This is a genomic window from Aeromonas sp. R7-1 (assembly GCF_040908115.1).
Taxonomy (GTDB): Bacteria; Pseudomonadota; Gammaproteobacteria; order Enterobacterales; family Aeromonadaceae; genus Aeromonas; species Aeromonas caviae.
In genome coordinates, this window is sequence record NZ_JBFODD010000013.1 from 1 (window position 1) to 13,354 (window position 13,354).

General features: G+C 64.6%; 13 protein-coding genes. 7 read left to right on the forward strand and 6 right to left on the reverse strand.

The annotated features are described in order from the left end of the window. Positions 1 to 188, forward strand: a 188-nt coding sequence (locus AB5Y51_RS01465; protein ID WP_270825592.1) for a hypothetical protein, incomplete at its 5' end; no start/stop codon positions are given. 193 nt (positions 189 to 381) lie between these two features. Here the strand turns inward: AB5Y51_RS01465 and AB5Y51_RS01470 are convergent. After that, positions 382 to 1,428: a nitronate monooxygenase family protein gene (locus tag AB5Y51_RS01470; protein WP_042877805.1), complete on the reverse strand. Its 1,047-nt coding sequence runs from the start codon at positions 1,426 to 1,428 to the stop codon at positions 382 to 384. 203 nt (positions 1,429 to 1,631) lie between these two features. Further along, a complete protein-coding gene (locus AB5Y51_RS01475; protein WP_201895143.1) occupies positions 1,632 to 2,273 on the reverse strand; it encodes a ribonuclease in 642 nt (213 codons plus the stop codon). Positions 2,274 to 2,494: 221 nt separating this feature from the next. Between AB5Y51_RS01475 and AB5Y51_RS01480 the strand changes: the two genes are divergently transcribed. The 3 genes from AB5Y51_RS01480 (at position 2,495) to AB5Y51_RS01490 (ending at position 3,907) form a co-directional block, all read left to right on the forward strand. Then, positions 2,495 to 3,055, forward strand: coding sequence for a carbonate dehydratase (locus tag AB5Y51_RS01480; protein ID WP_010672952.1), 561 nt, complete (start codon positions 2,495 to 2,497; stop codon positions 3,053 to 3,055). Positions 3,056 to 3,201: 146 nt separating this feature from the next. Then, positions 3,202 to 3,495, forward strand: a complete 294-nt coding sequence (locus tag AB5Y51_RS01485; protein WP_010672951.1) for a hypothetical protein — start codon at positions 3,202 to 3,204, stop codon at positions 3,493 to 3,495. A 1-nt stretch (position 3,496) separates the two neighbouring features. Further along, complete coding sequence (locus AB5Y51_RS01490) at positions 3,497 to 3,907, forward strand: DUF6515 family protein (protein WP_368177941.1); 411 nt, start codon at positions 3,497 to 3,499, stop codon at positions 3,905 to 3,907. Between the two features lie 90 nt (positions 3,908 to 3,997). On the opposite strand, the gene AB5Y51_RS01495 is transcribed toward AB5Y51_RS01490, so the two are convergent. Together AB5Y51_RS01495 and AB5Y51_RS01500 are read right to left on the reverse strand one after the other, a co-directional pair. Continuing rightward, positions 3,998 to 5,317 carry an ATP-binding protein gene (locus AB5Y51_RS01495; protein WP_368177942.1) on the reverse strand — a complete coding sequence of 440 codons (1,320 nt, stop codon included), beginning with the start codon at positions 5,315 to 5,317 and terminating at the stop codon, positions 3,998 to 4,000. Between the two features lie 14 nt (positions 5,318 to 5,331). Beyond that, positions 5,332 to 6,012 carry a response regulator transcription factor gene (locus AB5Y51_RS01500; RefSeq protein WP_010672948.1) on the reverse strand — a complete coding sequence of 227 codons (681 nt, stop codon included), beginning with the start codon at positions 6,010 to 6,012 and terminating at the stop codon, positions 5,332 to 5,334. A gap of 148 nt (positions 6,013 to 6,160) precedes the next feature. Between AB5Y51_RS01500 and AB5Y51_RS01505 the strand changes: the two genes are divergently transcribed. Both AB5Y51_RS01505 and AB5Y51_RS01510 read left to right on the forward strand, forming a co-directional pair. Further along, positions 6,161 to 7,318, forward strand: a complete 1,158-nt coding sequence (locus AB5Y51_RS01505) for an efflux RND transporter periplasmic adaptor subunit (RefSeq protein WP_368177943.1) — start codon at positions 6,161 to 6,163, stop codon at positions 7,316 to 7,318. A gap of 2 nt (positions 7,319 to 7,320) precedes the next feature. Further along, positions 7,321 to 9,270, forward strand: coding sequence for a MacB family efflux pump subunit (locus AB5Y51_RS01510; RefSeq protein ID WP_368177944.1), 1,950 nt, complete (start codon positions 7,321 to 7,323; stop codon positions 9,268 to 9,270). A 224-nt stretch (positions 9,271 to 9,494) separates the two neighbouring features. Here AB5Y51_RS01510 and AB5Y51_RS01515 read toward each other — a convergent pair whose 3' ends face one another. After that, positions 9,495 to 11,390: a PhoX family phosphatase gene (locus AB5Y51_RS01515; RefSeq protein ID WP_368177945.1), complete on the reverse strand. Its 1,896-nt coding sequence runs from the start codon at positions 11,388 to 11,390 to the stop codon at positions 9,495 to 9,497. 442 nt (positions 11,391 to 11,832) lie between these two features. Continuing rightward, a complete protein-coding gene (locus AB5Y51_RS01520) occupies positions 11,833 to 12,741 on the reverse strand; it encodes an S-adenosyl-l-methionine hydroxide adenosyltransferase family protein (RefSeq protein ID WP_160838962.1) in 909 nt (302 codons plus the stop codon). Positions 12,742 to 12,891: 150 nt separating this feature from the next. Between AB5Y51_RS01520 and AB5Y51_RS01525 the strand changes: the two genes are divergently transcribed. Next, the gene (locus AB5Y51_RS01525) at positions 12,892 to 13,353 is read left to right on the forward strand and encodes a hypothetical protein (protein WP_323944437.1); all 462 of its coding nucleotides are present in this window, start codon (positions 12,892 to 12,894) and stop codon (positions 13,351 to 13,353) included. The last annotated feature ends 1 nt before the right edge of the window (position 13,354 follow it).

Below are 13,354 nucleotides of genomic sequence, written 5' to 3' on the forward strand. Positions count from 1 at the left end.
TGTTAAAGAGCGACGCAGCTTTTGGCTGCTGCGGGAGTGGCATTCTACTCAACCGCCTTCTCGAGTCAAGCCTTATTTTCAAAGGCTTTTCGAGGCTACCGACCGGGTTGTTTGCGTTGCCGCTTGCCCTGTCGATGGAGGCGCATTATAGAGACATAGATCACATTGGCAAGCTCTCATCGCAATAAAATTGCAAAAAAATGCCAATTCTTAGTTATTCATATCAAAGCACAGTTTTTATACAGGCTTATCCACAGGACAATCCCGGAAGGGGCTCATTCTGCACCCTATTGCCTCCCGTTCCTCTCTGCCCGTCTCCTGTTCGAAGGGTTGCTGACCATATCAATCCATATATAAAGGAAGAGAATCGCAAAGTGACGCTCAAACCAGTCCTGCCTCAGCAACCCAGGCAGCGATCAGCTCGGCTGCCGCCATGGAGCGGCAACCCGATATATTCTGCCCGGCCCAGAGTGGCGAGAAACCGCTGTCACCCGCCTTTTCGGCTGCGGCACGCAACGGAGCCAATGCGCCGCTGGCATACGGGAAGTCTGGCGGCAGCACCGAAAGGGGGCCGAGTTCCCGCATCAAGCGGTTGACTATCCCCCGCGCCGGACGGCCGCTGAACAGATTGGTCAGTGCGGTGTGTTGGCCATGCCTCCCCTGCAGCGCCGCACGGTGCAGGGACGAGGTCGTCGCCTCGTGGCAACAGAGGAACGCCGTTCCCATCTGGACTGCGCTGGCCCCCAGTGTCAAGGCAACCTTGATCCCCTTGCCGTCGACTATGCCCCCGGCGGCGATGACAGGCAGATCCACTGCCGCCACTACCTGTGGTAGAAGGGTAAAGGTGCCCTGCTGCAAGCTGAGATCCTCACTCAGGAAGTGGCCGCGATGGCCACCCGCCTCCAGCCCCTGGGCGATGACGGCATCGGCTCCGTGGTCAGCAAGCCACTGCGCTTCTGCCACCGTGGTGGCGCTGGCAAACACTTTTGCGCCTGTGGCTTTTACCTGGGCAAGCAATTCGGGCTCGGGCAAGCCGAAGTGGAAACTGACCACGGCAGGTCTGAACTCTGCAAGCAGGGCCGCATGCTCGTCATTGAAGGGGGCCCGAGAGGGGGCTCGCGACGGCGCAGCGGCATCCACCCCGAACTCGGCGTAATAGGGTAACAGTACCTGGCGCCAGCGCTGCTCCGCTGCCGGTTCCGGCTCATGCTGCCGATGGCAAAAGAAGTTGATGTTGTATGGGCCCGGCCCGCTGGCGGCGAGACGGCTCAGCTCCTGGCGCAGATCGGCACCACTCAGCATGGCGGCAGGCAGGGAGCCCAGAGCCCCCGCACTGGTCGCAGCCATCGCCAGGGCGCTGTTCTGCACACCCGCCATGGGGGCCTGAATGACGGGATAGCGCATCCCCAGTTCGGCAAAGAGCGTCATATGACGGTTTCCTGTTTCTGATGGTGAGTCTGCCTGTGCGCCAGAGGCGGGTTGAGTCGGCAGAGCGCACCTGACGTGCTGACACGTCGTCTGGCGATATCGCCTGTCCAGTTCCCGGCCAGACATCCTGTCTTCGCTTTCATCCATCAGGCTCCTTGAGGTTCATGGCACATCGGGCCCGCGAAGGGCCCGAACGTGAAGTGTCAACGCACGCTGCGCAGCAGGAAGTCCGGCTGGCCACAGGAGCGGCGCTCCCGCTTCTGCATCTCGTCGGAGCAGGGAACGGCATCCGTCCCCTGCTTGTTGATGCAGATGTAGATCTCCCGCAGGAAGCGGCCCCCATCAGCGCAGGCCACCGTGATGTTATCGGGGGCCAGCCACTCGTTGGCGCTCGCCAGATCGGCCTTGAGCTGGAAGCTGTTTTTTCTCAGCGGCTCTTCCGGCGATTGATAGTCGGCCGGGATCTTCACCTTCTGGCGCAGATCGCTGGCCAATTGGTGAAATGCCTCCTGGCTCAGCCCGGAACAGGTGCCGTGCTTCTCCCATTCATGGCGATAGAGGAAGCGGCTGGGGTAGAGCCCGGCAAACTGCTGCTCCATGTCCGCATCCAGCCGCTCGCGGGTGCAGCTGGCGGGGTAGCCACGCTGATACTGGGGCCAGAGCCCATGCAGCACGAACCCCAGCTTGCGGGCGCACTGCTCCCGATCCCCTGGCTTGATGGCGCAATGCTCGGGCGACCAGGAGAGTGCCATGGCGTAATAGTCAAACTCCCCCGCATAGCCTTTGCCCTGGGCGGCGGAGATCCACAACAGCGACCCCACCAGCCATACCATGACCTGCTTCATCTCTCATTCCCCCTCATCTCTTTGCACCCGGTGGCGCCCCATTTTGCGCCCTCATGCTCCCATAACAGGGAGTCAAAGAACAATCGCTCAAAATGGCCTTACTCACTGTGGGTCAGACCAGTAAAAGGTTTCCCCTGCCGGATCAGAGGCGTAAGCTGGCTCTCCGGCGGGCCTTCATGACGCGCCACGTTTCCCCGATTTCATCAGCAACAGGACGTAACATGATCCGCAAGAATCCCTCAGGTCACCTGCCCGTTATCGACGAATCCGCCTATATCGACAAGACCGCCATCATCTGTGGCAAGGTGATCATCAAGGAGAACGTGTTTGTCGGCCCCTATGCCGTGATCCGCGCAGACGAAGTGGACGAGAGCGGTGACATGGAACCCATCGTCATCGGCGCCAACTCCAACATTCAGGATGGCGTCGTCATCCACTCAAAATCCGGCGCTGCCGTCACCATCGGCGAGTTCAGCTCCATCGCCCACCGCAGCATCGTCCACGGCCCCTGCGAAGTGGGTAACCGGGTCTTCATCGGCTTCAACAGCGTGCTGTTCAACTGCCACATCGGCGAAGGGTCCGTGGTGCGCCACAACTCCGTGGTCGATGGCTGCGATATTCCCCCCGGCTTCTATGTTCCCTCCACCACCCGCATCAACCAGCAGAGCGATCTGGCGCAGATCCCGCGCGTCACCGTGGACGCCACCGAGTTCTCCGAGGATGTGGCTCACACCAACATCGACCTGGTCAGGGGTTACAAGGCGCTCTCCAACGAGTTTTGATCCGGCGAGCGGTTCACGACACACAACGGGCGCCACGGCGCCCGTTGTCACAACTGTAAAGAGGGCGAAAAGAGGGTGTAAAGGTGGTTGAGCCCGGCGCACGCGTCGCGTTTGATGGGGGCGTTCCCATCAATGGAGTCATCATCATGTCACGCTATCCTGTCGCCATTGCCCTGCTGCTGGGCACCACACTCCTTCATGCCGGCGAGATGCCGCCCCCGATGGGCGCCCGCCAGGGAGGTCCCATGACACCGCCCCCCTCCGTGCTCTATCACGCCAGCAAGCAGGGTGCGGATCCCCAGGCCCTGGTCCAGGCGCTGTCCAAAAACATTGATGCCGCCAAGCCGGATACCCGCTACGAGGTCACGGTCAGCGTGCGCGAACTGCCGCCCCAGCCACTCAAACCCCAGCCCGCCGGTGCGCCGCTCAAAGGGCAGTGAGATGAGTCTGCACCGCCCTTCACTCTGGCTGCTTGCCATGGCCATCGCCCTGCCCGCCATGGCGGGTCCGGGGAACATGGGCAGACCGGGCGGATGGGAGAGCCCTGCCCCGCAGTACGGCCATGGGGCTGGCCCCGGCTTCGGCCACCCCGTCGACAGGCTGCCGGGAGGGGTGGAAACCTTGCTGCTGGCCGGGCTCACCTACTATGTGCTCGACGGCATCTTCTACCGTCGGCAGGAGAACCACTATGTGGTGGTCTCCCCACCTCCTCAGGTCCTGGTGGTGGCAGAGACAGGGCTCATCCCCCTGGGTCTGGATGGCCGCCGCTATTACGTCAGGGAGGGTCACTACTACCTGCGAGAAATAGACGGGCGCTACACCGAGGTGCCGCCGCCAGCGGCGCTGCGCTGAATCGCACGGTGGAACAGATACGAGCAGGGGGCCTTGGCCCCCTCTTTCATTACCGGGGTGTTTACCCCACTCGGGCCTGAGCCGCGTACCTCAGGACGGGTCATGCAGGGGCAGCGTCATGGTCACTCTCAGCCCCCCCTGTGCGCGATTGCGCGCCTGGATGGTGCCCCCCTGCAGAATCACCGCCTTGCGGGCGATGGCGAGCCCGAGCCCGTAGCCCTTGCCCATGCGGGGTGAGCCGATGCGCACGAAGGGGTCGAAGATCCCCGCCAGCTTCCCCTCCTCCACCCCGGGCCCCCGATCGGCGATGGAGAGCTGCACCTCCTGGCCCAGGCGCAGCAAGCGAACACTCACCATCTGGCCCGACTGCGAGAAACGCAGGGCGTTGCGCACCACGTTCTCCACGGCGCGGCGCATCAGCTCCGCATGCCCCAGCAGGAGGCAACCCTCCCCCAGCGCCGCCTCGAGCCCTATCTCGACCCCGGATTGCTGGGCTTCGAACCTGGCATCCTGGACGACGGTCTCCACCAGCGCCCGCAGGTCGTAGTGGCTCTGCTCCAGCCCGTGGCCCTGCTCGGCACGGGAGAGGGTCAGCAGCTCCCCTATCATCCTGTCCATCCGCTCCGTCTCGAGCCGGATCCGCGCCAGGGCGTCGCTTGCCTTCTCCGGGCGCTGCTCCGCCAGGCCGATGGCCATCTGGATGCGGGCCAGGGGGGATCGCAGCTCGTGGGAGACGTCGTGAAGCAGTTGCTCGCGCCCCTCGACCAGCTGCTGCAACCGCTCCACCATGAGATCGAACTCCTTCGCCACCTCCGTCAGCTCGTCCCGGCGCCAGCGCAGAGTGGGCCACAGCCTGACCCCCAGATCCCCCCTGGCTACCCGATCGAAACTGCGCCGCAGGGCGTTCATGGGCCGGGTCAGGTGCAAGGCGAACAGAATGCTGAACAAGAGTCCCCCCAGGCCGCCAATCCAGAGCATGGGCGGGGGAATGTTGAGCCAGGAGAGGGGGCCGGGGGCCGGCCCGCCGGGGAGGACGCGCGGGTCCGCTCTGGTCTGCAGCAGATAGGTCTGCCCGTCGCTGGCAATCACGGTGCGTGTCAGCACGGTGCCCGGGCCAGGTTCCCTGGAGGCTGGCATCCTGGATGCCCGGGGCGCTGGCCGGGGAGGCGCATCGGAGACATCAAGGAGTGTTATCTGCAGCAACGGCGGAGACATCGCCTGGCTCAATGCCGTCGCAGCCTCGATCCCCCCCTTTGCCAGCACGGCTGCCGCCATCTCCAGATGCTGGCTCGCCAACTGCTGGGCCAGGTGCTCTTCCGGGGGGGCACGCTCGGCACGAAAACCGAGCCAGAGCAGTTGGCTGACCAGCACGATGGCCAGCCAGAACCCCAGCAGAATCTTCCAGAACAAACGTCCCTTGAGGATCACCGTATCTTGTACCCTATGCTGCGCACCGTCTCTATGGTGACGGCCTCCCCCGCCTTCTGCTGCAATTTCTGCCTCAGGTTGCAGATGTGCACATCGACGCTGCGATCATAGGCCTCCCGCGGGCGCCCCACCCCTTGCAGGGAGAGGGTGTCCTTGGTAACCACCTGCTCCGGTGCTCGCACCAGCAACACCAGCATGTTGAACTCGGTGGCGGTCAGCTCCAGCGGCTCCCCCTGCCAGAGGCAGACCCGGTTGGCCGGGGTGACCGTCAGATCCCCCAGGATGAGGGCATCCGGCGAGGGGGTTGCGCTCCCCCCCTCGTTGACCCGCCGCAGAACGGCCCGCAGCCGGGCCACCAGCTCCCTGGGGTAGCAGGGTTTGGGCACATAGTCATCGGCCCCCATCTCCAGTCCCACCACTCGATCCACGTTGTCCCCCTTGGCGGTCAGCATGATGATCGGCAGGCGGCTGCGCTGGCGCACCTGGCGCAGCACCTCGGTGCCGCTCAAGTCGGGCAGCATCACATCCAGCAGCAGGGCGCTGTAACGGCCGGAGAGGGCATGGTGCACACCTTCCCCTCCGGTCAGCACCTGGGTGGTATCAAACCCCTCTCCCCCGAGGTATTCACTCAACATGGCGCCCAGTTCGGCATCGTCATCCACCAGCAGGATCTTCATATGCGGTCTCCCTTGTCGGCGGCCATTTTCGCCGCTTGCCACGCACTTGGCAGCCATTTTTACGAAACCCTTACGCTTGGCGCAAAGAGCCTTAACCCGGCTCTGGGGTAGAGTGCCGCCGTTACCGTCATTCAGGATACAGGTTGTCATGCCCACGCTCTCCCCTCGTCTCTTCTGGCTGCTGCCCCTGTGCGCCCTCGCCCTGTTGCTGGCCTGGCGCCCCCAGGCCAAGGCACCCGCCAGCGACTACATCACCGCCAGCGCAAAGACCCGGGATCTGGAGCAGCTCATCATGGCGGACGGCACCCTGAAGGCGCGCAAGCAGGTGAGCGTGGGCGCCCAGGTGTCGGGCCAGATCAAGAAACTGCACGTGACTCTGGGGCAGGAGGTCAAACAGGGGGATCTGCTGGTCGAGATAGACGATCTGCCCCAGCAGAACGCCCTCAAGGATGCCCTGGCCCAGCGCGACAACCTCCAGGCCCAGCTGGATTCCAAAGAGGCCACCCTTCGCAATGCCCGCCTGGCATACCAGCGCCAGCAGCAGATCGTCGCAAGAGGCCTTGGCAGCACGGCCGACCATGACAGCGCCAAGGCGACCCTGGACGAGACCCTGGCCGATATCCGGGCCCTCAACGCCCAGCGGGTGCAGGCCGAGATCGCGGTGGACACAGCCCGGGTCAACCTGGGGTATACCCGGATCCTGGCCCCCCTCTCCGGTACCGTGGTGGCCATGCCGGTGGAGGAGGGGCAGACCCTCAACGCCAGCCAGAGCACCCCTACCCTGCTCAAGATCGCCCAGCTCGACACCATGACGGTGGAGGCCAGGATCTCCGAGGCCGACGTCATCAACGTCCGGGTCGGCATGCCGGTCTATTTCACCATTCTTGGCAACAGCCAGCGCCGCTTCGAGGGATCCCTGCGCGCCATCGAGCCCGCCCCCGACACCATCAATGACGACGACACCACCAGCAGCAGCGACAGCAGTGCCATCTATTATCACGGCCTGTTCGAGGTGCCCAACCAGGATGGTCAGCTCAAGATCAGCATGACGGCCCAGGTCTATCTGGTGGTCGCCCGGCTCAAAGATGCGTTGGTGATCCCCGCCATCGCCCTGCTGGGGGATCAGGTCAGGGTGATCGACGACGGAGGCCGGATCAGCCTGCGCCGGGTCAAGGTCGGCCTGAACAACAAGGTGGATGCCCAGATCCTGTCGGGCCTGAGCACCGGTGAGCGGGTCATCGTCAGCGAAGTGAACGCAGGCCAGAGCAACGCCGCCGGGGGCATGCCGCCCCCCATGGGGATGTGACCATGGACGCCTTGTTGCACCTGCGGGGCATCCGCCGCCACTTCGGAGAGGGTGAGCGCACCGTCACCGTGCTCGATGGCATCGATCTGGCGATCGCCCGTGGAGAGATGGTGGCCATCGTCGGCGCTTCGGGCTCCGGCAAATCCACCCTGATGAACCTGCTGGGCTGCCTGGATCAGCCGAGCGAGGGGGCCTATCTGGTGGCCGGGCGCGATACTGCCACCCTCAGCCGGGACGAGCTCGCCGCCCTGCGCCGGGAGCACTTCGGCTTCATTTTCCAGCGTTATCACCTGCTGGCGGATCTCGATGCCCGCACCAATGTGGAAGTGCCCGCCCTCTACGCCGGTCTGGATCCGGCCGAGCGACGCCAGCGGGCCGAGGCCCTGCTGACCCGCTTCGGCCTCGCCAGCCGGCTCGAACACAAGCCAAGCCAGCTCTCCGGCGGCCAGCAGCAGCGGGTCAGCATCGCCCGCGCCCTCATCAACGGCGGCGAGGTGATCCTGGCCGACGAGCCGACCGGGGCCCTCGACAGCCAGAGCGGCGCCGAGGTGATGGCGAGCATTCAGGCCCTGCATCGCCAGGGCCACACCCTGGTGATCGTCACCCACGACATGGACATCGCCCGCCACGCCGAGCGGATCATCGAACTAAAAGATGGCCGGGTGATCGCCGATCGCCGCACCCGCGAGCCACTGGCCCTTTCCCAGGCGCCCCAGGCCGCCACCAAGACGTCCGCCAGGGGGAAGACCCCGCTGATGGCGGGGCTCGGGAATGCCCTGCAGATGGCGCTCAAGGCCATGGTTGCCCAGCGGCTGCGCACCTTTCTCACCATGCTCGGCATCATCATCGGCATCGCCTCGGTGGTGACCGTGGTGGCCCTCGGCCAGGGCTCCCGGGAGCGCGTGCTGGAGAACATCAACGCCATGGGCACCAGCACCCTGGAGGTGTTCCCCGGCCGCGGCTTCGGGGACATGCGCTCCGCTACCATACAGACGTTGCGGATCGGGGACGCCGAGGCCATCGCCCGGCTGGACTACGTGCACAGCGTCACCCCCAGCCTCAGCACCAGCGCCACCCTGCGCCTTGGCAACACCGCCGTCTCCGGCACCATCAACGGCGTCGGCGCCCAGTTCTTCCAGGTCAGGGGCTATCGCCTGGCCCAGGGCATGGGCTTTGATCGCCAGAGCGAGGAGAGCCTGGCCCAGGAGGTGGTGATCGACGAGCACACCCGGGACAAACTGTTCGCCCCGACCCAGTCCCCCCTGGGCCAGGTGATCCTGCTGGGGGATCTGCCCTGCCGGGTGATCGGGGTCGCCATCAAGAACCAGAGCGGCTTTGGCAGCGACGAGACCCTCAACGTCTGGATCCCTCATACCACCGCCATGAGCCGCCTGCTGGGGCAGAGCCATCTGCGCAGCATCAGCGTGCGGGTACGGGACGAGGTGAGCCTGGACGCCGCCCAGGACGGCATCAGCCGCCTGCTCACCCTGCGCCACGGCAGCCAGGACTTTTTCCTGCTCAACACCGACAGCATCCGCCAGACCATCAGCCAGACCAGCGCCACCCTGACCACGCTGATCGCCCTCATCGCCCTCATTTCCCTGATCGTCGGGGGCATAGGGGTGATGAACATCATGCTGGTCTCGGTCACCGAGCGCACCCGGGAGATAGGGGTGCGGATGGCGGTCGGCGCCCGGACCCGGGACATCCAGCAGCAGTTCCTCATTGAAGCCGTGCTGATCTGCCTGCTGGGGGGCGTGCTCGGCATCGTCCTCTCCCTGGTGCTGGGCCAACTGTTCGACCACTTCAGCAGCGGAGTCCGGATGAGCTACTCCCTTGCCGCCATGGGGGTGGCCTGCCTTTGCGCCAGCCTGATCGGGGTAATATTCGGCTTCGCCCCGGCCCGCCGGGCCGCCAGGCTGGATCCCATCCACGCACTGGAGCGCGAATAGCCCGCATTGACGACGGGGTGACGCCACTCACCCCGACACCGGATCGAGGGCCGATGCCCGGCCCCGCCACCAAGCCTGAACGCCCGCACTTCTTCCCTGAATGCGCGGGTTCTTTGACCGGGTCCCGTACCCGGTCTTTTTTTGTCTTCCGCCCGCCACACCCACAAAAAAAGCCGCCCGAAGGCGGCTCTTGTCATCACGGGCCAAGCGGTTATTCCGGGCCATCAGGCGCCGATGATGCCGCCATCGTCCCGGGTGATCCGCAACACAGCGGAGCGGGGAATGGCGGTGCCGCCGTCCGGGAAATGGGAGGGCGCCCCCTCCTCACCCGGATGCTGCACCCCGACGAACAGGGTGCGCCAGTCTGGCGTGAAGGTGAGGCCCGTTATTTCGCAGGCCACGGGGCCGGTCAGGAAGCGGCGCACCTCGCCGCTCGCGGGATCGGCGCACAGCATCTGGTTGTTGCCCATGCCGGCAAACTGCTTCTCGTTGGAGTAATCGCCGTCGGTCTGGATCCAGAGCCGCCCCGCCTCGTCGAAGCCGATGCCGTCCGGGCTGTTGAACATGTTGTCCGGGTGGATGTTGGCACTGCCCGCCATCAGCCCCTCCTTGTGCACGCCGGGGTTGCCCGCCAGCAGGAAGAGATCCCACTCGAAGCTGTCGCTCCCGTGATCGTCCCCCATCGGGCGCCAGCGGATGATCTGGCCATAGGGGTTCTCGGCCCTGGGGTTGGCCCCATCCAGAGGTTGGTTCTCCTTGAGGCCGCGGTTCTTGTTGTTGGTCAGGGTGCAGTAGACCTCGGCCCTGTGGGGATGCACGGCCACCCACTCGGGCCTGTCCATGGTGGTGGCGCCGAGCCGGGTCGCCGCTTCCCGGGCGAAGATGAGCACCTCCCCCTGATCGGCGAAGCCGTTCTCCCGGGTCAGGCCGTGCTGGCCGTGTACCAGGGGCAGCCACTGGCCAGAGCCCTTGAGCTCCCCCTCTCTGGCGTCGAAGCGGGCCACATAGAGGGTGCCCTCGTCCAGCAGATCCCGGTTCGCAGGATCGTTACCCGGCGCCACCTTGTTCTTCGAGACGAAGCGATAGATGTGTTCCCCCCGCTCGTCGTCGCCGAGGTAGACCACGGCGCGGCCATCCTGGTTGACGGTGAAGGCTGCATTCTCATGCTTGAAGCGGCCAAGGGCGGTACGCTTCTTCGGGGTGGAGGCGGGATCGCGGGGATCGATTTCCACCACCCAGCCGAAGCGGTGCGGCTCCTGGGGATGCTTCGCGAGATCGAACCGCTCGTCAAATTTGTACCAGCCAAAGCCTGCATCCTCGGCGGCCAGGCCGTAGCGGGCAGTGCGCTGGTCCAGCACCGGCTTGCCCGCACTGCCGAAGTAGCCGTTGAAGTTCTCCTCGCAGGTGAGGTAGGTGCCCCAGGGGGTCTGGCCGTTGGCGCAGTTGTTGAAGGTGCCAAGAGCGGTGCGCCCCTCGGGGTCGGCCTGGGTCTTGAGCAGGGCATGGCCCGCCGCCGGGCCGCTCAATGTCATGGGGGTGGTGGCGGTGATGCGGCGGTTGAGGGCCCCCCTGGGGTTGGCCTGCCACTTGTCATCTTTGCGTACCAGCTCCACCAGGGAGACCCCGTGGGCCGCCTGGGCCTTGGCGACAGCCTCTGCACTGAGGGTCTTGCCGCCATCCGCAAACAGGTATTCGTAGTTGGTGTATTCGTTGTTGACGGCGAGCAGGGCGCGATCCGGGCCCAGGGAGAAGAAGCTCATGCCGTCGTTGTTGTCGCCAAACTGGCGGGCCTGGGCCTTGGCGTCGTTGCTTTGGGCAAAGGCGGGGGCATCGGGGAAGAGGGCATCTCCCCAGGCGATCAGCACCTCGGCCTTGTAGCCGGGCGGCACCACTATGGTGTCGGCCACTGAGGCGGGCACGGCCTGGAAGCCAAGCAGCGGCCGGGTGGCGGCGGCCACGGCCTGGGCCACGGGGCTCGCGGCAAAGAAGGCCACCATGCTGGCGGCGCCCACCCCTTTGAGGAAGCCACGGCGGCTGAGACCCGCCTCAATGAGGCGGTTGAACGCCGGCTCCTGCTCGCGGGGGTGGTTGGCACTGTCTTTCTCGTCAAAACGGCTCATCGGCTTTTCCTTGTTATCTCGGCGCAATCATTGCGTCATCACGGCGTCCGGCCACAGCATGGCAGCGCTTTATTAAACGAGGATGACAAATGATGAGATAACCGGCTGACCCGGCAAGACGCCACCGCCAACGACAAGGGGCGGTGGACACCAGTCCCACCGCCCCGAAAGACATGTCGCCGACAGAAGGGTTGAACCCTATCCGCACTTCTTCAGACTGATATGCCCGTTTGTGCCGGATAGCACCCGCGGGCAGCGTCTAATTGCACTTCTTCAGACTGCTATGCCCGTTTGTACCGGATAGCACCCGCTGGCAGCGTCTAGTTGCACTTCTTCAGACTGCTATGCCCGTTTGTACCGGATAGCGCCCGATGGCAGCGTCTAGTTGCACTTCTTCAGACTGCTATGCCCGTTTGTACCGGATAGCGCCCGATGGCAGCGTCTAATTGCACTTCTTCAGGCTGATATGCCAGTTGGCGCCGGATTGCACCTGATGTTTGGCGGCGAAGCTGTCCATGTTCAGGGCCACCGACACCTGCAACAGGCTGTTGAGGTAGACCAGGGGCTGGCCCTCCGGCACATCGCCAAAGCTGCTGACGTAGGGGGCCTTGCCCTCGTATTTCAGCGCATCCCCTTCGCTGATCCTGATGCAGGCGTTGTCGCCTTTGTGGATACCCGCCTTGGTCAGCAGGCTGTCGTCGATATTGGTCCAGACGTTGCCGTACTGCACGTCCAGGATCGGAATGGTGCCCTTGAGGGTACCGTCTTGCTCGGCCACCGCAGGCTGATAGGGGATGGTCACCACCTCGGCGGGCAGCAGAGGCCCCACCTGCTCGAAGCTGATGGCACTGGAGGCAAGGCGCGCGCCGGTGTAGGCGTAGACGTCGCGGCCGTGGAAGGTATAGGACTTCTCGGAGCCCTTGAGGCGGTTGGTCTTCTCGTCGATCTGGCGCACCGCCTCAATGCCGAAGTGCTCCGCCACCAGGGTCAGGGTGCCGTTGTCCGGGCTGACGATGTAGTGGCCGCTCCTGGTCTTGAGTACCACCGACTTGCGTTCGGTGCCGACACCGGGGTCCACCACGCTGACGAAGACGGTACCCGCGGGCCAGTATTGCAGGGTCTGATAGAGGCGGTAGGAGGCTTCCCAGATGTTGTAGGCCGGGATCTCGTGGGTCAGGTCATGGAGCGGCAGGGTGCGGTCCACCCCGAAGGCGACCCCCTTCATGGCCGAGACGGCGCCATCCTTGAGACCGAAGTCGGTCTGGAACACCAGAGCCTCGTTGGCAAGGGCACTCGCCCCCACCAGAGAGAGGGCGAGCACGAGGGCGCGGGGGACGATACGAATATCCATGTCAGGGCTCCTTCAAAGACGTTTGGACGTCCAGATTGCCACTCATGGAAATCTTTGCAACCCCTGATGCCCGAATGGGGGGCGAAATGACTCGCCAATCCGCCCCGTGCGGGTGTATCCATGGGGCATCCAACGCCGGGAGCACATCAGATGACCAGAGAGCATCACGACACCATTTTGCTGAGCCTGGGCAATACCCGAAGCCAGGTCGCGCTCACCGCGGCCGATGGCACCAGCCAGACATTTGCATTGACACTGGGGCTCGATGCCCTGACCCCGGGACCCTTTCGCCAGGATCCACCGACGCCCCTGGAGCTTGAGCAAGCCATCATGGTGGTGGAGGATGTACTGATGCCCCTCGCGGCACGGATCCCGCCCCACCCCGTGCTGCACCTGCAAAGCCCGGAGCCCCTGGCCGAGGTGCTAGGCAACCGGGTGCAGAGCCGGGAAAACATTGAGCGGTTGTTCGGCCAGCTTGCCGCCATGGTGGAGGGGGATCCCCTGGCATCGGCCCAGTTGCCGAGGGAGAAGCGCATCGCCGCCGCCCTGCTGATCCTGCGGGAGTGGATGCACCACCTGGATGCCGGGAGCATCGTCCTGGTCGATGGGTGAT

Excerpts from the sequence above, each read along its gene's own strand:
- AB5Y51_RS01490 (WP_368177941.1), top strand. The coding sequence starts at position 3,497 with ATGAGTCTGCACCGCCCTTCACTCTGGCTGCTTGCCATGGCCATCGCC.
- AB5Y51_RS01515 (WP_368177945.1), bottom strand. The coding sequence starts at position 11,390 with ATGAGCCGTTTTGACGAGAAAGACAGTGCCAACCACCCCCGCGAGCAG.
- AB5Y51_RS01520 (WP_160838962.1), bottom strand. The coding sequence starts at position 12,741 with ATGGATATTCGTATCGTCCCCCGCGCCCTCGTGCTCGCCCTCTCTCTG.
- AB5Y51_RS01525 (WP_323944437.1), top strand. The coding sequence starts at position 12,892 with ATGACCAGAGAGCATCACGACACCATTTTGCTGAGCCTGGGCAATACC.
- AB5Y51_RS01480 (WP_010672952.1), top strand. The coding sequence starts at position 2,495 with ATGATCCGCAAGAATCCCTCAGGTCACCTGCCCGTTATCGACGAATCC.
- AB5Y51_RS01500 (WP_010672948.1), bottom strand. The coding sequence starts at position 6,012 with ATGAAGATCCTGCTGGTGGATGACGATGCCGAACTGGGCGCCATGTTG.
- AB5Y51_RS01475 (WP_201895143.1), bottom strand. The coding sequence starts at position 2,273 with ATGAAGCAGGTCATGGTATGGCTGGTGGGGTCGCTGTTGTGGATCTCC.
- AB5Y51_RS01510 (WP_368177944.1), top strand. The coding sequence starts at position 7,321 with ATGGACGCCTTGTTGCACCTGCGGGGCATCCGCCGCCACTTCGGAGAG.
- AB5Y51_RS01470 (WP_042877805.1), bottom strand. The coding sequence starts at position 1,428 with ATGACGCTCTTTGCCGAACTGGGGATGCGCTATCCCGTCATTCAGGCC.
- AB5Y51_RS01505 (WP_368177943.1), top strand. The coding sequence starts at position 6,161 with ATGCCCACGCTCTCCCCTCGTCTCTTCTGGCTGCTGCCCCTGTGCGCC.
- AB5Y51_RS01485 (WP_010672951.1), top strand. The coding sequence starts at position 3,202 with ATGTCACGCTATCCTGTCGCCATTGCCCTGCTGCTGGGCACCACACTC.